Source organism: Leeuwenhoekiella obamensis (assembly GCF_055391795.1).
On the sequence record NZ_AP029251.1, the window covers coordinates 2,742,871 to 2,767,213 of the forward strand.

At 39.0% G+C, this 24,343-nt stretch carries 25 protein-coding genes; 7 read left to right on the plus strand and 18 right to left on the minus strand.

Annotated features, from left to right (window positions below; genetic code table 11):
• Position 1: 1 nt before the first annotated feature.
• A complete protein-coding gene (locus ACZ5L8_RS12145; RefSeq protein ID WP_462600385.1) occupies positions 2–349 on the plus strand; it encodes a hypothetical protein in 348 nt (115 codons plus the stop codon).
• 1 nt (position 350) lies between these two features.
• Here the strand turns inward: ACZ5L8_RS12145 and ACZ5L8_RS12150 are convergent, their stop codons facing one another.
• Together ACZ5L8_RS12150 and greA are read right to left on the minus strand one after the other, a co-directional pair.
• The gene (locus tag ACZ5L8_RS12150) at positions 351–740 is read right to left on the minus strand and encodes an HIT family protein (protein ID WP_464437861.1); all 390 of its coding nucleotides are present in this window, start codon (positions 738–740) and stop codon (positions 351–353) included.
• Between the two features lie 2 nt (positions 741–742).
• The gene (greA, locus tag ACZ5L8_RS12155) at positions 743–1,219 is read right to left on the minus strand and encodes a transcription elongation factor GreA (protein WP_462600383.1); all 477 of its coding nucleotides are present in this window, start codon (positions 1,217–1,219) and stop codon (positions 743–745) included.
• Between the two features lie 208 nt (positions 1,220–1,427).
• Between greA and ACZ5L8_RS12160 the strand changes: the two genes are divergently transcribed.
• Positions 1,428–1,850 (plus strand): Rieske (2Fe-2S) protein, encoded by a 423-nt coding sequence (locus ACZ5L8_RS12160; RefSeq protein ID WP_464437863.1) that lies wholly within the window; start codon positions 1,428–1,430, stop codon positions 1,848–1,850.
• 61 nt (positions 1,851–1,911) lie between these two features.
• Here the strand turns inward: ACZ5L8_RS12160 and ACZ5L8_RS12165 are convergent, their stop codons facing one another.
• A complete protein-coding gene (locus ACZ5L8_RS12165; protein ID WP_464437865.1) occupies positions 1,912–4,131 on the minus strand; it encodes a TonB-dependent receptor in 2,220 nt (739 codons plus the stop codon).
• Positions 4,132–4,463: 332 nt separating this feature from the next.
• Here ACZ5L8_RS12165 and ACZ5L8_RS12170 point away from each other — a divergent pair, with 332 nt between their 5' ends.
• Entirely contained in the window at positions 4,464–6,863 is a 2,400-nt protein-coding gene (locus tag ACZ5L8_RS12170) for a hybrid sensor histidine kinase/response regulator (protein ID WP_464437867.1), read from the plus strand.
• On the opposite strand, the gene ACZ5L8_RS12175 is transcribed toward ACZ5L8_RS12170, so the two are convergent.
• From ACZ5L8_RS12175 to ACZ5L8_RS12210, 8 genes are all read right to left on the minus strand, one after another.
• Positions 6,853–8,223: a sigma-54-dependent transcriptional regulator gene (locus ACZ5L8_RS12175; protein ID WP_464437869.1), complete on the minus strand. Its 1,371-nt coding sequence runs from the start codon at positions 8,221–8,223 to the stop codon at positions 6,853–6,855. The genes ACZ5L8_RS12170 and ACZ5L8_RS12175 overlap by 11 nt on opposite strands.
• Positions 8,224–8,411: 188 nt before the next feature.
• Positions 8,412–8,741: a hypothetical protein gene (locus ACZ5L8_RS12180; protein WP_464437871.1), complete on the minus strand. Its 330-nt coding sequence runs from the start codon at positions 8,739–8,741 to the stop codon at positions 8,412–8,414.
• Between the two features lie 237 nt (positions 8,742–8,978).
• Positions 8,979–9,380, minus strand: coding sequence for an alternative ribosome rescue aminoacyl-tRNA hydrolase ArfB (gene arfB / locus ACZ5L8_RS12185; protein WP_464437874.1), 402 nt, complete (start codon positions 9,378–9,380; stop codon positions 8,979–8,981).
• Positions 9,380–10,930 (minus strand): DUF4301 family protein, encoded by a 1,551-nt coding sequence (locus ACZ5L8_RS12190; RefSeq protein WP_464437877.1) that lies wholly within the window; start codon positions 10,928–10,930, stop codon positions 9,380–9,382. The genes arfB and ACZ5L8_RS12190 overlap by 1 nt, the downstream gene beginning before the upstream one ends.
• A complete protein-coding gene (locus ACZ5L8_RS12195; RefSeq protein WP_462600375.1) occupies positions 10,927–11,484 on the minus strand; it encodes an AAA family ATPase in 558 nt (185 codons plus the stop codon). The genes ACZ5L8_RS12190 and ACZ5L8_RS12195 overlap by 4 nt, the downstream gene beginning before the upstream one ends.
• Complete coding sequence (pnuC, locus tag ACZ5L8_RS12200) at positions 11,439–12,077, minus strand: nicotinamide riboside transporter PnuC (RefSeq protein WP_464437880.1); 639 nt, start codon at positions 12,075–12,077, stop codon at positions 11,439–11,441. Before pnuC ends, ACZ5L8_RS12195 begins: the two co-directional genes overlap by 46 nt.
• An 8-nt stretch (positions 12,078–12,085) precedes the next feature.
• Positions 12,086–12,826 carry a phosphoglycerol geranylgeranyltransferase gene (locus tag ACZ5L8_RS12205; protein ID WP_464437883.1) on the minus strand — a complete coding sequence of 247 codons (741 nt, stop codon included), beginning with the start codon at positions 12,824–12,826 and terminating at the stop codon, positions 12,086–12,088.
• Complete coding sequence (locus ACZ5L8_RS12210) at positions 12,819–13,454, minus strand: 4'-phosphopantetheinyl transferase family protein (protein WP_464437886.1); 636 nt, start codon at positions 13,452–13,454, stop codon at positions 12,819–12,821. The genes ACZ5L8_RS12205 and ACZ5L8_RS12210 overlap by 8 nt, the downstream gene beginning before the upstream one ends.
• A 59-nt stretch (positions 13,455–13,513) precedes the next feature.
• Between ACZ5L8_RS12210 and ahcY the strand changes: the two genes are divergently transcribed.
• Together ahcY and ACZ5L8_RS12220 are read left to right on the plus strand one after the other, a co-directional pair.
• Complete coding sequence (ahcY, locus tag ACZ5L8_RS12215; RefSeq protein WP_464437889.1) at positions 13,514–14,830, plus strand: adenosylhomocysteinase; 1,317 nt, start codon at positions 13,514–13,516, stop codon at positions 14,828–14,830.
• A 100-nt stretch (positions 14,831–14,930) separates the two neighbouring features.
• Positions 14,931–15,509 (plus strand): hypothetical protein, encoded by a 579-nt coding sequence (locus tag ACZ5L8_RS12220; protein ID WP_464437891.1) that lies wholly within the window; start codon positions 14,931–14,933, stop codon positions 15,507–15,509.
• A 58-nt stretch (positions 15,510–15,567) separates the two neighbouring features.
• Here the strand turns inward: ACZ5L8_RS12220 and rpmA are convergent, their stop codons facing one another.
• The 3 genes from rpmA to ACZ5L8_RS12235 form a co-directional block, all read right to left on the minus strand.
• Positions 15,568–15,831 carry a 50S ribosomal protein L27 gene (gene rpmA / locus ACZ5L8_RS12225; RefSeq protein WP_462600369.1) on the minus strand — a complete coding sequence of 88 codons (264 nt, stop codon included), beginning with the start codon at positions 15,829–15,831 and terminating at the stop codon, positions 15,568–15,570.
• A 21-nt stretch (positions 15,832–15,852) separates the two neighbouring features.
• Complete coding sequence (gene rplU / locus ACZ5L8_RS12230) at positions 15,853–16,356, minus strand: 50S ribosomal protein L21 (protein ID WP_464437894.1); 504 nt, start codon at positions 16,354–16,356, stop codon at positions 15,853–15,855.
• A gap of 134 nt (positions 16,357–16,490) precedes the next feature.
• Entirely contained in the window at positions 16,491–16,997 is a 507-nt protein-coding gene (locus tag ACZ5L8_RS12235; RefSeq protein WP_464437896.1) for a DUF4199 domain-containing protein, read from the minus strand.
• Positions 16,998–17,215: 218 nt separating this feature from the next.
• Here ACZ5L8_RS12235 and ACZ5L8_RS12240 point away from each other — a divergent pair, with 218 nt between their 5' ends.
• The gene (locus ACZ5L8_RS12240; RefSeq protein ID WP_464437899.1) at positions 17,216–18,529 is read left to right on the plus strand and encodes a M16 family metallopeptidase; all 1,314 of its coding nucleotides are present in this window, start codon (positions 17,216–17,218) and stop codon (positions 18,527–18,529) included.
• A 12-nt stretch (positions 18,530–18,541) separates the two neighbouring features.
• Positions 18,542–20,611 (plus strand): M16 family metallopeptidase, encoded by a 2,070-nt coding sequence (locus ACZ5L8_RS12245; RefSeq protein WP_464437901.1) that lies wholly within the window; start codon positions 18,542–18,544, stop codon positions 20,609–20,611.
• Between the two features lie 51 nt (positions 20,612–20,662).
• Here ACZ5L8_RS12245 and gldD read toward each other — a convergent pair whose 3' ends face one another.
• The 4 genes from gldD to mutY are packed head-to-tail and all read right to left on the minus strand — an operon-like array spanning position 20,663 to position 24,231.
• Entirely contained in the window at positions 20,663–21,229 is a 567-nt protein-coding gene (gldD, locus tag ACZ5L8_RS12250; protein WP_464437904.1) for a gliding motility lipoprotein GldD, read from the minus strand.
• 23 nt (positions 21,230–21,252) lie between these two features.
• A complete protein-coding gene (locus tag ACZ5L8_RS12255; RefSeq protein WP_464437906.1) occupies positions 21,253–22,575 on the minus strand; it encodes a gliding motility-associated protein GldE in 1,323 nt (440 codons plus the stop codon).
• 28 nt (positions 22,576–22,603) lie between these two features.
• Positions 22,604–23,080, minus strand: a complete 477-nt coding sequence (locus tag ACZ5L8_RS12260) for a single-stranded DNA-binding protein (RefSeq protein ID WP_464437908.1) — start codon at positions 23,078–23,080, stop codon at positions 22,604–22,606.
• Positions 23,081–23,130: 50 nt separating this feature from the next.
• Entirely contained in the window at positions 23,131–24,231 is a 1,101-nt protein-coding gene (mutY, locus tag ACZ5L8_RS12265; protein ID WP_464437910.1) for an A/G-specific adenine glycosylase, read from the minus strand.
• Positions 24,232–24,343 lie beyond the last annotated feature (112 nt).

Below are 24,343 nucleotides of genomic sequence, written 5' to 3' on the forward strand. Positions count from 1 at the left end.
GATGAAATCTTCTTACAAGAAATACTGGGAAGGCCAACTTAACAACAACTGCCCGGAGTGCTTTTCTAATACCGGATTGACATTTAGCTTCATGCAAAAGCATGATGAGAACGCCTTTATTAAGCGTTCTACAAAGGACGTTAAGTCAGAATTACATTGTAGTGTTTGTAATAATCAGATCTATCCTAGTCAATGGACAGATGATATTGAAAGGGTTTATGATTACAACTACAAACTTGCAGAGTTACCTAAACCCTATTATCATTTTAAACCGCTTACAGGTTTTATATTCTTAGGCCTTGCGCTTGCGAGTATCGCAGCTGCAGTGGTTATTTATAAAATGCAGTAACTTATAGATTAGCGTTGATCTCTTTAGCAAGATCACTTAGCTCTTCTTGTGTCATTGAAGTTTTATTGAGAAATCTCGCATCTTCCATTGTAGTTAAAGGAATAAGATGAACGTGCACATGTGGCACTTCAAGACCAATCACAGAAACACCTATGCGTTTACATTCCACAGTTTTTTTCAGCGCAAGCGCAACCTTGCGAGAAAATTGCATTAGTGCTGTATAATCATCTTCTGGAAGATCAAATATCTTATCAACCTCTTGCTTAGGGATACAAAGCGTATGACCTTTTGCATTAGGGTTAATATCTAGGATCGCGATATGCTTATCGTCTTCTGCAACGATATGCCCTGGGATCTCCTTATTAATGATCTTTGTAAATATTGAAGCCATAATTAATCTCTTGAGATCTCTAGAATATCAAATTTCATTGTACCGTTTGGCACGCTTATCTCTGCCACATCACCCACTTGTTTACCAAGTAACCCTTTACCAATAGGCGAGTCTACTGAGATCTTACCAGATTTAAGATCAGCCTCACTTTGTGCAACTAACTTATAGGTCATTTGCATACCGTTAGTCTGATTTTTGATCTTTACTGTACTATGCACAAGCACTTTGCTAGTATCTAATTGACTCTCGTCTATGATACGAGCATTTGCAACGGTTTCTTCTAATTTAGAAATACGCATCTCAAGCATTCCTTGAGCTTCTTTTGCAGCATCATATTCTGCATTTTCACTAAGGTCTCCCTTATCTCTTGCATCTGCGATAGCTTGCGATGCTCTAGGACGTTCTACATCTTTAAGATGATTGAGCTCGTCTTTCAATTTCTTTAATCCTTCTGCCGTGTAGTAAGATACTTTGCTCATAACTTCAATATTTTTATAGCACAATTAGGTGCTTAGTAAATTCGTTTTGACTTTGTGATTTTTGCTCGCCTTAATGAAAAATAAGGCGCTGTGGTATAAACACAAAAAATCCCATTTTTTAACGGGATTTCATAATGCTAATATACGAATTTTATAATTATCCCGCTTTAATTGTTATAAATTCACAATCTGAAACTCCCTAAGTACCATGATGAAAAAGCTTTTTATCACTGCTATTGCAATCTGTTTATTTTCATGTTCATCTGACGATGCAAGAATAGGAAACCCGTTTTTGCCTGCGATAGGATTTAGCGCAAGCATAAACACAAATTTGCCGAAATACAGCAATTTGCAATTTCCTGGTAATGCCGTTTATGTAAACAGTGTAGGCATACGCGGAGCTTTTGTGGTAAACACCGGTTCTGGTATTTTAGCTTGGGAAGCCAGCGACCCTAATCACGCACCTTCTAATTGCTCTACGATGGAACTTAATGGTATAGAAGTTACTTGCCCTTGTGAAGATCACACTTATAATCTTTACACAGGATTGGTCGTAGAAGAAGATCTTCAATATCCATTGCTTGCTTACAGAACGTCGGTGAGCGGTAATATTATCACTATTTCAAACTAAAAAAGGCCCTGATCACTCAGGACCTTTGCAATTGATTTTTTGGCTTAAAGCCAAAATCCCCCTAAAATCTTACTGTCGCACCTACTAAAAAGTTAGTCGTTGCTTGTGGATAATACCCCACGCCTTCAATAGTTGTGATCTCTCCCGGCACACTATAATCATCATCAAAGGTGTAGAAATAACCGTTTGAGATATACTTCTCATTTAAAATATTATTTATCAGCGCAGTGATGGTAATAGATTTGGCGAAAGCCACATCATTTAACGTATACTGAATATTGATATCATTCACAAAATATGCCTCTAACTTTGAAAGATCGGCATCAATATTACCTAAGTACTGCTCGCCAACATATTTACTCAATAAGCTTACGCGGAAGTTCTCAAAAGGCATAAAATCGAAGCGGTTACCTGCAACGATATTTGGCGAATACGAGATGTTTGTACTTCCTAGGTTTTGCAATTCTCCATCACGCTGAAAGAAGAAATCCTTATTCTTATTTGTACTTAAAGACACATTAGGATAGATCGCAAGCATACGGCTTAATTGTAAACCAGCCTCAAGCTCGATCCCTAGACGATAACTGTTACCGCTATTTGCACGAATAGGCGCTCCTACGTCGTCAATCGCTCCCGTAAGCACTAATTGATTGCGATAATCCATGTAATAAGCGTTTGCATAAAAACGCGCTTGTGGCGAATTAAAACGATACCCTAACTCAAAATCGTTAAGACGTTCTGGCTCTGGATCTCCGTTTTCAAAATCTGTGCGGTTAGGCTCACGATTTGCTCTTGCATACGATGCATACAGATCATTCTGATCATCTATGCTGTACGTTAAACCAGCCTTAGGGTTAAAGAATGAATAGCTTTCATCAACTATAAATTCTTCTACATCGCTATTTATACCGTCAGTTTTGTAAGTAATGAATCTTCCTTGAAGATCTCCAAAAAAGCTCCACTGCTCGTCAAGTCTGTAAGTCGCTTTTGCAAAAGTTGTGAATTCATTTTTATCACCAGTTCCTTGATAATAACGATATCCTTTTTCTGCATCTTGATCAAAATAGCGCGCCCAAGTAATCTCGCCAAAGTGATCACCACCGTAAATACTTCCAAAAACTCCCGCATTAAAATCTAGCTTTTCGTCTTTGTAATTCAAATTTGCACTTGCCGTGTAATAATCATTATCTAGCCAGCGACGACGTATCAAATCTGTAGATTCTACAAGTTCGCCATTTACCATATACGGCTGCCAACCTATAAAATCAAAAGAAGAATCACCGCTGTATAAAATGTTTGAATAGTAGTAATCATCTACATACTCTTCAAAGAATCCGCGGCCGTACGTGTAGTTTAAACTCACATTAGTAGACCAGCCACCACCGTATCTTTGATTCCAGTGCAACTGTATGTGATCTTGTGCGTAATTATCCACCTGATCGCCATAATAACCAGTAAAATTACCATCAGCATCATATTGAAAACCTATAGGATTGTAACGTCTTCCCTCCTGCTCCAGCGTTTGTGGATCAATACCATTCCACGCTTGTTGCGTGATCTCTTTACCGCCAAAACTGATCAACTTGATCAACGTCGTTTCATCTTTATACGACCCTTGCAAGAAGTAAGATTTAAGATCAGACGCTGAGCGATCTATAAATCCGTCAGATTTTATGGTAGATAACCTTCCTGAAAAACTAAAGTGATTATTAAGCAATCCCGTGCCAAATTTCACATTGGCTCTTCGGGTATTAAACGACCCCACAGACGCACCTACTTCCGCGTAAGCGTTATCATCTACCGCATCTGTAAGAATATTAAGGCTTGCGCCAAAAGCTGCGCCACCATTAGAACTCGTCCCAACACCGCGTTGCAACTGCAAACTTTGGATAGATGAACTAAAATCCTGAAGGTTCACAAAGAAAGTCCCCAGACTTTCAGCATCGTTATACGGGATCCCGTTTATCGTAACATTGATCCCTTGATTACCGGTACCTCGCACTCTAAAACCGGTGTAACCTATACCAGCACCCGCATCAGATGTTGAAACCAGGTTAGGCAAATAATTTAAAAGCACAGGAAGATCCTGACCCAGATTGCGCTCCTCGATCTCTTCTTTTTCAACATTGCTAAATGTGATGGGAGATTGTGCATTAACTCGCACAGATTTTACCAGTACTTCGTCTAGTTTTTCTACATCTGTACTGTCTTGCGCAGGTGTTTGCTGCGCGTAGAGGCCGCCAGCTAGCAGGGCCGCCACTGTTGTGAATAAAAGTTTCATTCGTAAAAGTTTTACGAATAAAAGGGGCAGTTATTCTTGATTAAAATTTGATTAAAAAATGGCATACCTGTGATAGGCAGCCTGTATTACCGTCCCTTGGCAGCATTACCCGCCCAGGTTCAATGGGTATGATCTCAGTCTAGAATTTTACTTCCGGACACCCCTTTGAGATTAGGCGGCAAATGTAAAATTTTAGTTTTATTTCCATTTCATAAAGTGATTTTTCTTTTGGCTTAAAGCCAAAATACCTCAAACAAAAACCTGTTTTAGCAAAGCTTTAAAACACTACGGCGTTGTATTAGAGTAATTTTAGCCGGAAGGCAAATAAAGCGATGCGCAACACAAAAAGATCCATCACATTTAAAGTTTTACTGGGATATTTACTTATCGTCGGGCTAGTGATCGGTGCGTTTTATTTTATCTATCCAGAGATCAAAAATTTCTTGAAACCACGCAAAGAAGAACGTGTTACCAATAAGAAATTAACCTTCACAAGTAATGCTTTAAGCTACCTCTATGAAGCCGAGACCATAGGCCGAACTGCAATGGCAACAGGCTCTCAACAACAATTTAAAGCGTATAAAATCGCAATAGGCAACATAAGCCGAGAGCTAGATTCGCTGGGCGCAATTACTAATAAAAATGAGCAAGTTGTGCAGATAGACAGCATTGAGATCTTGCTTAAAAACAAAACGCAAAACATCCAGGCGATGGTAGATCTGCGGCAGGAGCAAAACTCTCGCAGCTATTATGACGAGGCGATTAACGAACTCTCTAAAGAGGATATTTACTTTGAGGATTATGAGAATGATCCGCGGTTAGACTCTGTAGATCCGTATACAAAAAAGGTGATCGTAGATTGGCTTAACTATATTCGTGATGATAATGCGTCAACGCAAGATCTAGGCACTATGGCGCAAACCGTGCGCGAAACACTTGCAAAAATCGAAGAGCGTAAACGTAAACTTGAGAAAAATATCATCGCTCAAGAAAATCAATTATTAAGCAACGATCGCACGATAAACATAAAAATACGAGAATTGCTTAGTACGCTAGAGCGCGAAAACAATCAAGGTCTGGCTGAGCGCCAAAAAGAACTCACCGCCCAACTAGATGATATCTCAGATGCCCTGCGCATCGCTGGGATTTTGTGCTTAGCGCTAATGCTAGGTTTTGTAATCTTGATATTTAGAGACGTTTCAAAAAGTCAGCGGTATAATCAAAGTCTTGAAAAAAGTAATAAACGCGCTCAATCTTTGCTAAAAAGCAGAGAGCAGTTAATGACAACCATTACGCATGACATGCGATCGCCATTGCACACGCTGATGGGTTTTACAGATTTGCTTCAAAAAACCAGCGTTAATGACACGCAAAAAAAATACCTGAATAACGTAGAAAAATCTGGCGAGTATATGCTCACGCTTGTGAATGATCTTTTAGATTTTTCAAAATTAGAAGCCGGACATATCAAGATAGAGAATGTACCTTTTAATCCAGAAAATCTTATTGAAGACGTTCTTGCAACAGCACTTCCTTCGCAGCTTAAGCCTGAGCTTTCGATCAAAACTGCGATCGAGACGCAGGCTGAATCGTACTTCTTGAGTGATCCTTTTCGCATCAAGCAAATCTTGACAAATCTCATCACAAATGCGTACAAATTCACTGATGAAGGTCACATTAAAATCACTGTAAAAACTGAGAATAACACTCTGCAATTTGCAGTAGAAGACACAGGAACGGGAATCGCTCGCGAAAAACAACATCTCATTTTTAAAGAATTTGCGCAGGCCGAAGATTCTATTGAGAAAAAATATGGCGGATTTGGACTAGGTCTTGCGATCTCACAGAAGTTGGCTAAACTACTTCAAGGCAAGATCTCGCTAGAAAGTAAACTGGGAACAGGAAGCACATTTACCTTAAAAATCCCCGCAAAAAAGACGAGTGAAACGAAACCTTTAAAACAAGAAAAGTCAGAAGTTACAAGCATAACTCTTGCAAAGAAAAAAGTTCTTATCGTTGATGATGAAGAAGCGCAATTGATGCTTCTAGGAGCATTCTTAAGCAAACTAGATATTGATTTTCTAAAAGCTAAAAATGGCAAACAAGCGCTAGAGATCATCACAAAAAATAACATTGATCTTGTACTTACAGACATCCAAATGCCTGTTATGGACGGCGTGAGTTTACAAAAGGAAATTCAGCGATCTGAGAAGCAAATTCCTGTTGTTGCCCTTTCGGGGAATGAAGCAATGAGCGTTGATGATTATAAAGATCTGGGATTCTTAAAAAGCTTGAAAAAACCCTACGACCAGCAAGATCTACAAGAAATTCTAGAAGAAATCCTTCAGATAGAAAAGAAAGCTATTGCTCACCAAAATGCAGAAAATTCAAACGAAGCATATTCTTTGAATGAGATAAAGCAATTTTTGGGCGAAGACCCAGAAAGTATAGCGCCTGTTATCACCGCATTTATTGAAAGTTCAAAAAGCAATCTGGCAGATTTGAGAAAAGCGATCGCAAAAAGAGACATTAAAAATGTAAATCGCGTAGCGCACAAAATGCTGCCTATGTGCCGACAATTACAAACCTCAGAGATCATCAGCATTTTAGACAAAATGGAAAAACCAGAATTTGAAAAGTCTTCTGGCGTGGTTTGGGATTCGCTGTTTAAAATCCTCAAGAATAAGTTTGAAGAATTACTACCTAAGCTTGAGCAAGAGATCAAGCATTGATCTCATAAAGATCTAATTTATTGTAAAGCGTTTTACGATCGATCTTGAGTAATCGTGCGGCTTTGCTCTTGTTTCCGTTTGTTTTTTCGAGAGCGTTTATGATCATTTCCTTCTCATTCTCGCTATTAAAAAGTCCGCCATCTTGAGTGGATTGCGCCGTATTTTCGAACATTTTTTCTGGTAAGATATCAGCAGCAACCGTTGAATCTTCGGTCAATAAAACCAGTCGTTTTATCAAGTTTTTCATCTCGCGCAAATTACCTGGCCAGGCGTAACTTTTAAAAACCTCAACCACTTTGTCGTCAAAGTCTAAAACCTCCTTTTGCAGCTCAGCATTCGCATTTTTAAGAAAGAGATTAGCAAACAACATAAGATCATCGCCGCGATCCTTTAACTGCGGCACCTGTATAGAAAACTCGTTTAATCTATGATACAGATCTTCTCTAAAATCTCCCTCATTTGCAGCTTTCTCAAGATCTTCGTTAGTCGCTGCGATCACACGAATATCTACAGGAATCTCTTTACTACTTCCCACCGGTTTGATCATGCGTTCCTGCAAAGCACGCAGCAATTGCACTTGCAATTCGTAGCTCAAATTGCCTATCTCATCCAGAAAAAGTGTACCGCCATTTGCCTCTTCAAAATGCCCCACTTTATCATCTAGCGCTCCAGTAAAAGAACCTTTTTTATGCCCAAAAAATTCGCTACTTGCAATTTCCTTGGGGATCGCGCCACAATCTACAGGAATAAAAGGTTTGCCTACACGCTTGCTTTTTTCATGAATGCTTTTTGCAACATATTCCTTACCCGTGCCGCTATCGCCTATGATCAAAACAGACATATTTGTAGGCGCAACCAGATCTACATATTGATTCAATTTTGCAGAGGCATCACTCAATCCTTTTAAAAATGAATTAGAAGTTTCCGGTTGAATTTGCTCCTGTTTTTCAGTGGGTTTTGATTCTTTTTCTCGCTTTCGCGGAAGCGGATCTTGTGCGATCTCTGTATTGATCGCAGCTTGGATCTTGTCTAAAACGTCATTGGGCCTGAAGGGTTTTGAGATATAATCAAAAGCACCTTTTTTCATCGCTTCAACGGCCATTGAAACTTCGGCATAACCGGTCATTAGGATCACGGGAAGCTGCGGATTTTTCTTTTTGGCGAAAGCCAAAATCTCTAAACCATCTTGATCTGGCAAACGCACGTCTGTGATTAGCAGATCTAGCTCTTGATCATCAATGATCTCAAAACCAGCTGCAGCGGTGAATGCTGTTGCCACTTCAAAATCCTGACGCTTTAAAAATGCCTCAAGCATTTTACAAAACGGAACATCATCTTCTATGAGTAAAACTTTTGCCATGCGCTTTTAAAAACGTTAAAATTATAGATAGTGATATGCTCTAACGCACAAAGAAATCTTAAAATAAAACAAGAAAGCCTGACGCTTGTCGCGCCAGGCTTTCTCACCATAACCTGAAGTCATTATTAACCTCTACTACAATATGAAAAATCTATCAAATCATGGATTTATTCATTTTCATGAGTGCCTTATTTCTTAGGCTTTACCCATGTACCATCTGCTGTGATATATGCCGTTTCTGGCTCAACACCTTCAGCAGTTAGTTCTAATTTGTACAGCTCTTTGTCTGCGTTAAAACCAGCTTCAGCGATCTTTGTTCCAGCCTTATCAGCTGCTACAGCTTCTAAAACCGTTTCTGGTAATGCTGAAACTTCTATAGCTTCAAAACCATCTTGAACAGGTGCTTGTACTTCAGTTTTATTCATCGCTACTTCCTCAGTTTTTTCTTGAGCAGATGCGGTTTGTGTTGCGAATAGTAGTGCTGTTGCAGCAGCTACTGACATTATTAACTTTTTCATTGTTTCTAATTTTACTAATTCAAATTTTTTGATTGTGTTAGTTTCTCTAAACACTCGCTTAAGTAAGTAGCAAAATCGTACCAGAACAATAATGGTTAACTAAATTACCAGTAATTAACTTTAAAACAGTTGTTTATGATTTTTATGTGGCTTTCGCCAAAAGTGTAGAAATTGTGTAGAAGTGTGGAATGAAACAAAAAAGTGTGGAATAAATCCACACTTTTTACATTTTCAAACTTATAATTTAGGAGGCTTGCGATTCGCCTTTTTCTCTGCTTGTCGTTTTTTTGACTCCAGCCGTTTTCTTTTTGCCGCTGCAGAAGGTTTTGTTTTCTTTCTGGGCTTCGGTTTCTGGATGGCATACTCTAGCAAAGTAAAAAACCTTGCGATCACATTCTGCTTATTCTTATGCTGACTTCTACTTTGTGAATCAGTTAAAATAAGAACTTCTTCTTTTGTGATCTTGTTTGCTAGCTTTTCGCAAATGCGCTCTTTTTGATCTTCATTAAACGCTTGTGAGTTTGCAAAATCCCAAGTGAGCACCACTTTTGTGGCTGTCTTATTTACATTCTGACCTCCAGGACCGCTACTGCGCACTGCAGAAAAGCTGCATTCTTCAATGAGTTGCTCTTTGTTCACTACGCCTGGTGAGAAGGTTTAAGCAAATCGTTAATGGTCTTAACAGGGTTAAAAGTCTTTACAGGAACTTCTACAAAAATGGTATTCCATTTTGCCATTGCGCCATTCCATAAACCTGGAAGCTCTAGCGCTTTAATAGGCGTACCGTTATCCGTTTTACTCGCAATAAAGGCAAGATCAGGATTTACAAATTTCTCAAGATCAAATTTATCTCTTTTAAAGTCTCTTACACCAGCAACAACATCTACCGGATTAAAGTGTGTAGATTGTTTAAATATCTCACCTTGTTGTTTATCGTCAAAGTTTACCTGAGCACTTTCAATGATCTGCAGGCTTACTTTGCCGTTTTTATCTTTTACAAAGAAAGGTCCACCGCCTGGTTCTCCTTCATTCTTCACCATACCGCAAACACGAATAGGTCTATTGATAAGATCAAAGAGATATTCTTTTTTCTCCTTTGGCGAAAGCCTTTCATAATCTTCTCGCAATCCTAAACTGAAACCGTTCTCTAGGAAGATCTTAAGTTTCTCTATCTGTGCCGGCGTGATCTTGTCTTTACTTAAAAGCTCTGCGTATTCAAAAACTTGCTCTTGAAGTTCAAGCAAAATTCCGGCAAGCATTTTCTTATTTCTAGACAGTGAGTCAAGATTGTCTTGTGTGAGTACGTTGTCTATATTTTTAATGAAAATGATATCTGCATCAATATCGTTGAGGTTATTGATAAGCGCGCCGTGGCCGCCAGGTCTAAAAAGTAACTTTCCGTCTGGCTTACGATATAGTTTATTATCTTCAGTTACCGCTACGGTATCTGTTTCTGGCTTTTGAAAAGAATACGAAACATGAAATTTTGTTCCGGTGGCTTCTGATACTCTTGATTCAATTTCGCTGAAAAGCTTCTCAAAACCTTCTTTATGCTCTGGAGAAACTGTAAAATGTAGCTTGGCATGTTTATGCTGCTGTGCATAAGCCGCAGCTTCATAAAGATGTTCTTCAAAAGCTGTAACCAGTGTGCCATCATAGTTGTGAAATGGCAAAAGCCCCTTAGGATCGCTACCAAAATCAAACTCATCGCTCGCCATCATCGTTTCTACAAAAGCATATTTTTTAAAGCTTTTATCGTCTAGCTGCTCTTTACTGTACTTCTCTTTAACGCGAGACATAACTTCCTTGTAAAATGGGAAGTCTTTGTACTTATCAAAGAATCTGTCTAAGAATTTGCTGTCTTTTCCCTTTAGATAATCTTTTAATTTCTCCTTTTTAGGATCATAATCTGCAAGAAATTGATACACACTCTTAAACATACGAGAAGCTGCACCAGACGCCGGCGTGAATTTTATCACGTCTAGTTCTTCTTTGTAGTCTTTGTATAGTTTTATGTATCGTGCCTTCTGGTCTTTGTTTAGCTTTAAAATACCTTTTTTAGTAGTTGCGGCATCTTCTAAGACCACATTGGGAACTCCGTTAATAAATAGGTCTACCTGCTCATCCACCTGTTCTGGTGTTAGTCCATGAGCGGTAATTTCTTTGATGTCAGCGTCAGTAAAGTTCAATTTAGTTGATTTATGTGGTTAATTGCTTTGCGAAGTCTAGTTTCCAGATCTCCGTCTAATAGTATGTATGGTTTATTGTTTTCTTCTAGCGCGTTTTTAAATGCGGCAAACATTTCTTCCCTTTGATCTGGTCTGTCTCTTAGATCATCTTCTTCCCACGGTGTATCAATATAGAGCAAAAAATATACATCATACTGATTTTTAAGTGCAAACTTCTCTAGAAGTGGATCACACCACCCATTATAGTATGCTTCACTGTACACTTTTGTGGTAAGTAAGTTCGTGTCGCAAAAAATAAAATCATCACTTTTTGCAGCAGCATCATTCTCAAGTTTCATCTGGCCCACGGCGATAGGAAGCAGATCATGCGGCTCGCAAATCTTCTGCTCTTTATCCCATTTTTCTTGTAGATATTCTCTTGCAAATTCTGCTACCCATGGGGCGTCATAATGTTCTGCAAGTTTTTGTGCTAGAGTGGTTTTGCCTGTGCTTTCTGGTCCATAAAGGACTATGCGTTTGCAGCGAGCAGGTTGTTGTTTAAGTTGTTCTTCCAATGCTTGTAGCCGTAGATTGCTAGGATGGTAAAAATAAGATACTGAAAACTACTAAATGTTAGGCCTTTGTGAAAATATAACGGAACCGTAATAATATCTCCTATGATCCAGTAAATCCAGTTCTCTAGTTTTCTTTTGGCCATGAGCCACATCCCTACAAAAAATATGGCAGTGGTAAGGATATCTACGTAACTCACCCAACTTTGCCATTTGTCAAAATATTCATAGATCGCAAATACACCTATCGCTGTCGCGAAAAATATTAGCACAGAATATATATGTTCTCTTGAAGTGGTTGCTGTGATGGGCGTCACGTGATCGCTGTCTACTTTGCGTGTCCAGATCCACCAACCGTAAATGGACATAATGGTATAATAAAAATTAATAAGCGTATCGCCCAGTAAACCCCATTTTAGCAGAATGTAAACGTAAATAGACGTACTGATGATCCCAGTAGGAAATACAAGTACATTATTTTTCATAGAATAATAAACAGAGAGCAAACCGAAAATAGACCCCAGAATTTCTAAGACAATATCTATTGTTTCATACTCTGAATACTGCGTGAAGAAAAAATCTATAAATGCATCCATATACAGTTCTAACCAGAAAATTGATCATTTTCAAAAGCAGTTCCTACCACGATAAGATCTGCACCTGCATTATAAATCTCCTTGATTTGCTTACGGTTTCTTATTCCGCCGCCTACGATTACCGGGATTGAAACTTCAGCTTTCACGGCTTTTACGATCGATGTATTTACAGCAAATTTCGCTCCGCTGCCGGCTTCAAGATAGATCATCTTTTTGCCGGTGTATTCTCCCGCTAGCGCTGTATTTACAATTCTAGCGATCTCATCTTGAGCTATGGGCAAGGTTTTACTCACGCGCTGAACAGCGGTTTCATTACCACCATCTATCAGCACATAACCCGTAGGTATAATTTCAAGATCGAGATCTTTTAATTTCTCTACCGCTTTAACTTGCTGATGAATTAGATATTCAGGGTTATCGCCAGAGATCAATGACAAGAAGAGCAACGCATCAGCTTCAGCAGTGATCTGCTCATGATCCCCCGGAAATAGCAAAACTGGTAATTCTGTATATTTTTTTATCGCTTGTACGGTTGCCTGTGTACTTTTTGCGCAAGCGGTACTCCCGCCCACAAAAATATGTGTGGTAAAATCAGGTAAACGTGTGAGGGTTTCTTTGGCTGCAGCCAAATCAAAATCTTCTGGATCTATGAGAATCGCAAAAAGCTTTTTACCCGCCTCAATAGCCTTAAGCATTTGCGAGAAAACGTGTTGAGAACGTTGCGATTTTACTTTCAAAAGATTACTCATTTTCTAGCGCGTAAACGCAGGTAAATCCCTCAAATTCTAGGAAATTGACGTCATACCAACTCTCCTTGCCATGATAATTGATCTTTGCCGTGGTAGCCGTCTCGTCCATATCAAAATCGGTCACGTTGATATGCTGCAAGAAACTTACACCTTGCGTGCCATAGATCTTGTATAAAGACTCTTTTGCTCCCCAAACGATCGTAAGTTTTCTCATCACAGCCTCATCATTAGCAAGCGTGCGATATTCTTTAATAGGCGTGAATTTGCTCGCAATGCGCAAAATCTTATCGCGTTGCATCTCAATATCGATACCTACTTTTTTATCATCACTCACGATGATACCGGTAAAATTGTGCGAGTGTGTTATGGAGATAAATTTACCGTCTCTTAAATGTGGTTTCCCTACCTCATCGTAATAAAGATCGTGATCTGTGTATCCGGCTTTCGCCAAAAGATGCCTGATACTCGCAAATCCTCTTTTATGAATTTCAGACTTCATACGCGCCATACGATCCTGGCAGTGTTCCCTCAACTTGATGTCGTGCATAAGATTGTTAAGACTCTCGGTCACCTTCCAGATGTAAACCGTGGTCTGTTGAGAAACTGCTATTGTTTTGTAAAGTGGCACGTTAAATAAAGGATTATGCGTAATTTTGCCCCAAAATCAAGAATTGTAAAGATAGCAATATGTCAACAGAAACATTGCCTTACGTACCATATAAAGTTAGAGACATCGCTCTTGCTGAATACGGAAGAAGAGAAATAGAGCTTGCAGAGGCTGAAATGCCAGGGCTTATGGCCTTGCGCGAAGAGTATGGAAAAGAGCAACCCCTTAAAGGTGCACGCATCGCTGGATGTTTACACATGACCATTCAAACAGCGGTTTTAATTGAAACCCTTGTTGCGCTAGGTGCAGATGTTACTTGGAGTTCTTGCAACATCTTCTCTACTCAAGATCATGCTGCTGCTGCGATCGCCGCTGCAGGAATCCCAGTTTATGCCTGGAAGGGTATGAACGAAGAAGAGTTTGACTGGTGTATCGAGCAAACGCTTTTCTTTGGCGAAAGCCGTGAACCACTTAACATGATCCTTGATGATGGTGGTGATCTTACAAATATGGTTCTTGACAAATACCCAGAGCTTGCTAAGGGTGTAAAAGGCCTATCTGAAGAAACTACAACTGGTGTACACCGTCTTTATGAGCGCATGAAAAATGGAACACTTCCTATGCCTGCGATCAACGTTAATGATAGTGTGACTAAGTCTAAGTTTGATAATAAATTTGGCTGTCGCGAAAGCGCTGTTGATGCGATACGTCGTGCTACAGATGTGATGCTCGCTGGTAAACGCGTTGTTGTTTGCGGTTATGGAGATGTAGGTAAAGGTACCGCTGCATCTTTCCGTGGTGCGGGTTCTATTGTTACTGTGACTGAAATTGACCCAATTTGTGCACTACAAGCTGCAATGGACGGTTTTGAGGTAAAACGTCTTGAAACTTTGGTTGAGAAAGCAGATATCGTGATCACAACTACAGGAAATAAAGATATCGTGCGCGGTGAGCACTTTGAAGCGATGAAAGACAAAACCATCGTTTGTAACATAGGCCACTTTGATAACGAAATTCAAGTTGCATGGTTAAACGAGAACTTTGGTGATTCTAAAGTTGAGATCAAACCACAAGTAGACAAGTATACTGTGAATGGCAAAGACATTATTCTTCTTGCTGAAGGTCGTCTTGTAAACCTAGGTTGTGCTACAGGTCACCCTAGTTTTGTAATGAGTAACTCATTCACAAACCAGACGCTTGCACAAATTGAACTTTGGAACAATACAGATCAGTACGAGAACAAGGTTTATATGCTTCCTAAGCATCTTGATGAGAAAGTAGCTGCTCTACACCTTGAGAAAATAGGCGTTGAGTTAACAAAGCTAGATCAAGAACAAGCGGCATACATTGGCGTTGAAGTTGAAGGCCCATTTAAGCCAGAATACTACAGATACTAAGAAATCTGTTTCTATAGATTAAGAAGCCTCGCAAATTGCGGGGCTTTTTTATTTCACCACTTTCGCGCAACCATTTGCTATAGCCTTCATCTTATAGAATATGAGATATCGATTACTAATCCTTTTTTCACTTTATAGTTTTTTGGCTTTAAGCCAAAATAAAAAAGACAAATACCCTGTACTTTATTTAGAGCTAATGCCATCTGCAATACAATTTGGTAACGGTGGCGGAATTTCAGTGGGTGCTGGGCTCAATTATAATTTTAAGAAAAGTGATCTAATAGGCCTACGCTATTTTAATACGACCAATATCGGAGTACAAGGCGAGGCAGCTGTTGCAGCGCCGTTTGTAATTTTACCTTATTTCACGATCAATCTAGATCACGTAAATAATGTATCAGGTTTAGTTTACGGTAAAAGGTTTGTAAACGACAACAAATCATGGACAATTGCGGCAGGACCTGGAGTAGGATTTTTTTATGACTACATCTATACAGAAGACAATAATTATAGAACGTATGAAGCTTATTTTACAATCCCATTTGAAGCTTCATTTGACCTTTTTATGCGCAAGCCAGATAAATTTGGCATAGGTATGAGGGCAAAAATATTTGGAGCAGCTTCAAAATATTCTTCATTAGGCGTAGGAGTTGCCTTAACTCTAGGTTATCACAAATAAAAAAGCTCTCCAGAATCCTGAAGAGCTTTTTTTATCTTGAAACAAAGAACTTAACTGATTAAGCCTCTGCTTTAGGTACGATCGAAACGAAAGATTTACCGCCAGCTTTTTTAGTAAACTTAACTGTACCGTCTACTTTAGCGTGAAGCGTGTGGTCTTTACCACCATATACATTCTCACCTGGATGGTGTGTATTTCCTCTTTGTCTTACGATGATGTTACCAGCGATGGCTTCTTGTCCACCAAAGATCTTAACACCAAGTCGTTTCGATTCTGATTCTCTACCGTTCTTCGAACTACCTACTCCTTTTTTGTGTGCCATGATATAAAGTTTTGTGAGCTCTTATTTGCTTAGTAACTCAATTAATTCAGCTTTTTTCATTGAAGAGTATCCCTCAAGACCTCTTTCTTTGGCCATTTCTCTAAGTTCTGCAACAGTGTGTGAACTTAGGTCTTCTGAAGCTGCAGGCTCAGCCTTTGCTTCTTTTGCAGGTTCAGCTTTCTTAGACTCAGCTTTTTTGCTAGATTTTTTACCATCAAGAGTGATGTCAAGAATCTCAAGTTGAGTAAGGTACTGTCTGTGACCGTTTTTCTTCTTGTAACCTTTACGTCTTTTCTTTTTGAAGATAATTACTTTATCTCCTTTAAGATGTTTTACCACCTTGGCACCTACTAGTGCTCCTTCTATAGCCGGGGCGCCAAGAGTTACGTTATCTCCATCTCCTGTAAGAAGAACTTTGTCAAAGCTTACTTCAGCTCCTTCATCTTCTGCAAGACGGTTAACGTAGATCTTTTGGTCTTTTGCAACTTTAAATTGCTGCCCTGCTATCTCTACAATTGCGTACATAGCGTTGTTGTTAAAAAAATAATGTTTTTAAAAGGCGCAAAAGCTTCTCGCTTAAGCGGGCGCAAATATACACCTATTTCAATAAAATACAAACATTATTAAATGCTAATATACAACTATATAGAAAATTAGTTTTAAGAATGTTGCGGCGCAGTTTTACCTATGTTTTCCTGACGCTGCTTCATTTCTTTCTTTGTGTTGCGGGTATTCCAGCTTCTTTTAAAGAGTTGCATAAACGAAAGCGTTAGAACCACTGAGGTTGAGAATCCCATTAAAGCAACCATAAAAATCACTGTTCCTATACCAGTTTTATAAGTGGTAGACCAACTCGTGATCAGCTTATTTATATACTCAGGATTAATATTACCAGCGTATAAAGCAAAAAAGGCTGTAAAAAGAAGTGTTGCTATAAAACCAGTAACGACGCCTACTGAGAAACCGTCACCATAATCCATCTCTCCTATTTTCTTTAATTTATAATGCTTGATAGCTTCATAAATACCGTAACCAGTTATAAGTCCATTTGCAAGACTAAACAGCGGATTAGTATGCAACTTGAATAGTGCTAAAAAAAGGAAGTATGCAATTAAGCCTGCGGCTATTGCAATTCCGTATCGTAAGGGCAATGTTATCTTAGGCATATCTTCGGGGGTTTTTAAAATGTTATCTCATAAAGTTCGAGAATTAACCTCTTGAACCAACTTAAGGCACTGTTAAAGTTGATGTTGCAACGCATTATAAAGTTGAATTTTTAACGATTTTTGCAATATTTACTAATTATTTTTACAAAAATTAGCGGGATAGCCTGTAACAAATTACAGATTTCGCACACTTACCAGAATATTAAAAACCATATTAAATGAAGAGAAAAATTTTAGCTTTCGCTTTATTTACCTGTTCCCTTGGCGCCACTGCGCAACAGGTAGATTATGAAGAGTATGATCTGGACAACGGTCTTCACGTTATCCTTCACAAAGACAATGCAGCTCCCGTGGTGACAACATCGGTAATGTATCATGTGGGCGGTAAAGACCGTGAAGAAGGAAGAACAGGTTTTGCTCACTTTTTTGAACACCTCCTTTTTGAAGGAACAGAAAACATTGAAAACGGTAAATGGTTTGAGATAGTAAGTTCTAACGGCGGGACAAACAATGCAAACACTTCACAAGACCGTACCTATTATTATGAAGTTTTCCCGAGTAATAATTTAGAACTTGGCCTATGGATGGAGTCTGAGCGTATGCTTCACCCGGTAATTGAGCAAGGTGGTGTAGACACACAAAACGAAGTTGTAAAAGAAGAGCGCCGCATGCGTTATGACAACTCACCTTATGGGCAAATGATTTTCGCTATAAGCGAAAACCTCTTTGACAATCACCCGTACAAAGATCCCAATGTAGGCTACATGGAAGATCTGGACGCTGCAACTCTTGACGAATTCAAAGATTATTTCAATAAATATTATGTTCCTAACAACGCAGTGCTTGTTGTTGCAGGAGATATTGAAATTGACGAGACTAAGGATTTGATCAAGGATTATTTTGGAGACATCCCAAAAGGAAAAGAGATCACAAGATCTTACCCTTCCGAATCTCCTATCACAGCAGAGCGCACGGCAAAGGCGTATGACGCAAACATACAATTGCCAGCAAATATCACAGCATACAGAACGCCAGGCTATGGCGAGCGCGACGCTTATGTGCTAAACATGATCAGCACGTATTTAAGCAGCGGTAAAAGCTCTGTGCTTTATAAGAAGTTAGTTGACACCAAAAAACTTGCAGCTCAAGTTGGAGCTTTTAACTTAGAGCAGGAAGATTATGGGATGTATCTTATTTTCTCATTGCCTCTTGGCGAAACTTCTCTTGAAACACTTTCTACAGAAATTGAGGCCGAAATTGAAAAACTACGCACAGAATTAATTTCTGAAAGAGATTTTAAAAAACTACAAAACAACGCTGAAACTGATTTTGTAAACAGCAACTCTAGCATCTCAGGAATAGCAAATTCGCTTGCGAGATATTACATGCTATATGACAATACAGATCTTATAAATTCTGAAATTGAAATTTACAGAACCATTACAAGAGAAGAAATTCAAGAAGTAGCAAAAAAATACCTAAAGCCTAGTCAACGACTTACTTTAGAATATCTACCAAAAGAACAACAGTAAAAAAATTCAGCAATGAAAAAATTAATATTAAGCTTACTATTACTCACCGGGCTTACTGCAGTTGCACAAGTAGATAGATCTGTGCAGCCTACAGCAGGACCAGCCCCCGAAATAAATATTCAAGAGCCACGCACCTTTGACCTAAGCAATGGCCTGCAGGTAATTGTTGTAGAAGATCACAAACTACCACGTGTGGTTTATTCACTACAAACAGATAATCCACCAGTAAAAGAAGGTGACGCCATTGGAGTTTCTGATATGTTGAGCAGCATGCTTGGCAAAGGTTCTAAATCTATTGACAAAGACGCATTTTATGAAGAAGTAGATTATATGGGAGCTTCTATAAATTTTGGTTCTTCTAGCGCATTTGCAAATGGATTATCAAAATACAGCGAACGCATCATCCAATTAATGGCAGATGCTGCGTTACATCCTAATTTCTCGCAAAAAGAATTTGACAAAGAAAAAAATATCATTCTTGAGAATCTTAAAAGCAACGAGAAAAACGTAGGACAAGCCGCTTCAAAGTTGGCTAATGTTCTCGCTTATGGCGAAAACAACTCTAAAGGAGAAATTCTTACTGCTGAAAAACTTGAAAAAGTTACAATGCAAGACATGCAGCAGTTTTACAAAAAAGTGTTCATCCCGAATAATGCTTACTTAGTTGTAATAGGTGATGTAAAATATAAAGATGTAAAAAAGCAGGTTAAGAAATACTTTGGCGACTGGAAGGAAGGCGCTGCGCTTAAAAACACAAACGCTACTCCAGAGAATGTTGCTGATACAGAGATTGACTTTGTAGACATGCCTAACGCGGTACAATCAGAGATCATTGTGCTCAATCTAGTAGATCTTAAGATGAAAGATGCAGACTACTTCCCAGTGATCATTGCAAACCAAATCTTAGGTGGCGGTGGCGAAGGGAGACTTTTCCTAAATCTGCGTGAAGACAAAGGCTACACGTATGGCGCATACTCTTCAATAGGTAACGATAAATACGGGGCGACAACTTTTCGCGCCTCAGCGAGTGTAAGAAACGAAGTGACAGATAGCGCTGTTGTGGCATTTCTTGACGAGATCAAAAACTTTAGAGACAAACCTGTAAGCAAAGAAGATCTTAAGAACGCTAAAGCGAAATATACTGGCTCATTTGTAAGATCATTAGAGCAACAATCAACGCTTGCGACTTTTGCTCTTAACATTGAAACCGAGAATCTAGATGATGATTTTTACAAAGATTATCTTACTAAGCTAGAAGCAGTAACTATTGAAGATGTACAGCGTGTTGCTAAAAAATACTTTATGGTAGATAACGCAAGAATTATTGTTGCTGGTAAAGGCAGCGAGGTTCTTGATAATCTTGAAAAAGTAAACTTTAACGGCAAAACGATTCCTGTAAATTACTTTGATAAGCAAGGTAACGATGTACCAAGACCAGAATACAAGATCGAGATCCCAGAAGGAATGAACTCGTTTAAAGTTCTAGCAAATTACCTAGAAGCAATAGGCGGCGTAGGTAATCTTGAGAATGTAAATGCAGTCTCAATGGAGGCAAGCGCATCAATACAAGGGCAATCACTTGAGCTGGTAATGGTAAACACTACAGACAATAAGTTTTTACAAACGCTAGCAATGGCTGGTAATGTAATGAGCAAGCAAGTACTTAATGGTGATAATGCTTTTGCGGTTCAGCAAGGACAAAAAATACCAGTGCAAGGTGAGCAATACGACAGACTTAAAGCTGCTTCTGTACCCTTCCCAGAATTAGCGCAGGTAGAAAATCCTGAAGTTAAGCTTGTAGGCGCAGAAAAAGTAGACGGTAAACCAGCATATGTTGTTGACATGGCAAATGGCGAAACACTTTATTTTGACATAGAAACAGGCCTAAAATTGAGAAAGAAAGCTGTTATCAACATGGGACCGCAATCTATAGAGCAGGTTACAAACTTTAGCAACTATCAAGAAGTAGAGGGAATCAAATTTCCATTTACGATCAGCCAAAGTTTCGGGCCGCAGAATTTTGACTTCAACGTTTCAAAAATCGAGATCAATCCTGAGCTATCAGCTTCAGATTTTGAGTAGATATTTCTTTATTACGTTTAACACGAAAAGGGCTCCTCTGGGAGTCCTTTTTTATTTCTTTTCGCGCCAGCGTAACGTCTCAAGAATGCGCTTAATATCTTTTTTTAAATAGGCTGCCGCCGGAAGAATACTGTCGTAATTAGGCTCTGTATTGAAATAGATAGAACCCGTAAGAAAGTTATTTAAACTATCTGTAACGTAGAATTGAGATTGAGAAGCCGCATTACCAGAAACATCATAGAACATACCATAAACACCGTTCATTTCATCCACATACGGCTGATTGAAAATCTCATCTGCTTTGATCACATGCTCGTATGTTAACTTCTGCGCATCGCCTAATAATTGTCGCAAATTACCTTCTACAGGGCGATAGGTTAAATATAAAGCGCCGTTCATTTTAGGGTAATGCAAAATAGCTGAGCAGTTACCATCATATTCTACTCGCGCATCTGTATTTTTCATAAAAGTGTAAGGACAACCACCATAACTCCACGCCTTGTATGCAGGCGTTTTATACTGTAATGCAAGTTGGGCAGCAGGCTTTGGCAAAGTTTCATCTCCACAAGAAACAGCAAAACCTAAAACAAGAGCAACAAGTAAAATTTTAATTCTCAAAACAGGAAGATTTTGCGACGGCTTTAATCGCCAATGGTAAGCTTGATCTGCTTTATACGCTTGCGATCAATAGCTTCAATGGTAAACGAGTATTGATTAAAGTTTATTATTTCGTTCTTACGTGGGAAGCCTTTAGCAACCTCAAGCAAGAAACCAGCAAGTGTTTCAGCTTCGCCTTTGTTTTCTTCAAACTCGGTAGGATCTTCTAACTTGATCACACGGTAAAAATCCTTCAACGATGTTTTACCTTCAAAAACGTAGTTGTTATCGTCTAACTTAGAGAACACGATATCTTCATCATCAAACTCATCGCTTATGTCTCCCACGATCTCCTCAATAATATCTTCAAGAGAGATCAAGCCGCTGGTACCACCGTACTCATCAACAACAATCGCCAGGTGATTTCTTTTGTTCTTAAACTCGGTAAGAAGATCATCTAGCTTTTTATTTTCAGGCACAAAGTATGCGTCGCGCAAAAGTGCAGTCCAATTAAAGTCTGTTTCATCAATATGTGGCAGTAGATCTTTCACATAAAGAATACCGCTGATGTTGTCTACATTCTCTTTGTAAACAGGCACTCTAGAATAGCCATTCTCAACAATAAGAGGGATTATTTCGCCGAAAGGCCAATCTTCATTCAAAGCAAAAATATCCATACGCGGCTTCATCACCTGCTTTGTGTCTGTATTACCAAAGCTCACAATACCTTGTAGGATCTTTTGCTCTTCTATAGAGGTGTCTTCTTCACTTGTAAGCTCTAAAGCTTGCGAAAGCTGATCAACACTGATGTTTCCTTTTTGTTTACCAAATCTATTATGCACAAAGAGCGTAACTGAGCGCATAGGCATACTTATAGGCGCAAAAATAAAATCTAGCACAGCCATGGGATATGCCATCATATTAGAGAATGACTCTTTGTTACGACTCGCATAAACCTTAGGTAAAATTTCGCCAAACATCAATATCAAGAATGTTACTGCAACAACTTCTAACAAGAAACGCAAATCTGTAACCCAGATCTTGATCTCTTCAAGACCAGAGAAGAATACATCACTCACGCTAGAGAAGATCAAAACGATCGCGATATTGATAAAGTTATTAGCTACAAGTATGGTTGCGAGAAGCTTTTTTGGCTTCTCGAGCAAACGAATTACAATAGCTTGTTTTCTGGATTGTTTTTCTGGATCTAGTTCAAGATCTGCTGGTGTAAGTGAAAAGAAAGCCACCTCTGTACCACTAATAAGCGCAGAACAGACTAATAAAACCAAAACGGCGATCAACCCAAGGATTGTCGCCACAGAAAAACTGTTTTCTATTAAAAGTAAACTGGAAGGGTCAGGATCCAATCTTTATAATTGAGTTAGATTATTTGTATTAAAATGGCAAATCGTCATCATCTTCATAGCTGCTTGCAGGTTCACTGCTTTGCTGTTGCACCGGCCTTGAAGCCTGTGGTTGCTGATGCTGCACAGGTTGAGCTTGGCTCGCTCCCGGCATAGATTGACCAGTTTGCTCTTTAGGCGTTAAGAAGGTAAAATCTGTACATTGTATCTCTGTACTGTAACGCTCATTACCAGAATCGTCTTGCCATTTGCGTGTTTTAATTCTTCCTTCTATATAAACTTTATCGCCTTTCTTTAAATATTTCTCACAGATCTCAGCGCCTTTGTTACGCACCACAATATTGTGCCACTCTGTATTAGATACGCGCTCGCCTGTAGTCCTATTAGTATATGTCTCGTTTGTCGCCACAGGAAAACGGCCTATACAACCACCTCCTTCAAAATAATGCATCTTCACCTCATCTCCCGTATGCCCTATTAGCATCACTTTATTTAACGTACCAGACATTGAACTCTTTCTTTAAATTTTAAATCAAAAGTAATTAAAATCCGTCAGACCTAAAACTTATACTTTTCTAAGAAACGGTCTATCGCACGAGGAAGCGCATAAGAATCAAGCGCTTCGATCGCTACAGCAAATTTTGGATCAATTTGCTCAACTTGCATCTCATAAAAATCAATATACAGATTTTGATGCGAGAGCTTGTGCAGCACAGGCGTTTCGTTAAGCTTCTTAATATATGGAGCAGGCGTTTCGGCGGCCTTTTCGCTTAAAGCGAAAATAAATCTAGAGAGATCACCATTTAAAACACTAGCCTCAATATGTTGTACTACATTTTCTTCGGGCATATTTTTATCAAGCTCCAGCAACGGAAATTGATACAAACCATGCCAAATGCCTTTTCCCTCGCGACGCATCAGGGCGATCTTATCGCTTTCGCGGAAAAGCATAAAATGAAAAAACCTGTCTTTTACTTTGATCTTTCCTTTTTTCTTAGGTAACTCATCAATCTTATTTGTTGCCAGGGCAACGCACTTCTCGTTGAAAGGACAATGCAGACAATATGGATTTTTAGGTTTGCAATGCGTCGCACCAAACTCCATTATCGCCTGATTGAAAGTTGCAGGGTCTTTCTTATCGATCAACTTCTGAGCAAGTTCTTTAAAGATCCTTTGTCCCGTGGTGGTATTTATCTCTTCTTCTATACCATATATACGCGAGAGCACTCTATACACATTACCATCTACAACAGCTTGCGCTTCGTCAAAGCAAATAGATGCGATGGCGCTTGCGGTGTAATCGCCCACGCCCTTAAGTTGTTTTAAACCTTTATAGGTGTCAGGGAACTTCCCATCCATCGCGTACGCTACCATTTTTGCGGTTGCGTGCAGGTTTCTTGCTCTACTATAATAGCCTAAACCTTGCCATAATCGCATTACTTCGTCTTCTTTGGCTGCAGCCAAATCAAAAACAGTAGGATATGTCTCTGTAAAGCTGAAATAATACGGTTTTCCTTGCTCTACTCGCGTTTGTTGTAAAATAATTTCTGAGAGCCAAATGCGATATGGGTCACGTGTTTGCCTCCAAGGCAGGTTTCTCTTGTTTTCTAAGTACCAGTTAATGAGTTTTTTAGAAAAAATATGTGTTGAAAATACCATTTCTCGAAAATATGAGTTTATGTATTTATATTTTAATCGATTACGTTTGAAAAATTGATTTATTAATACTTATATTTGCACCCTTAAAAATTTTTAACCCCTAAAAATAATA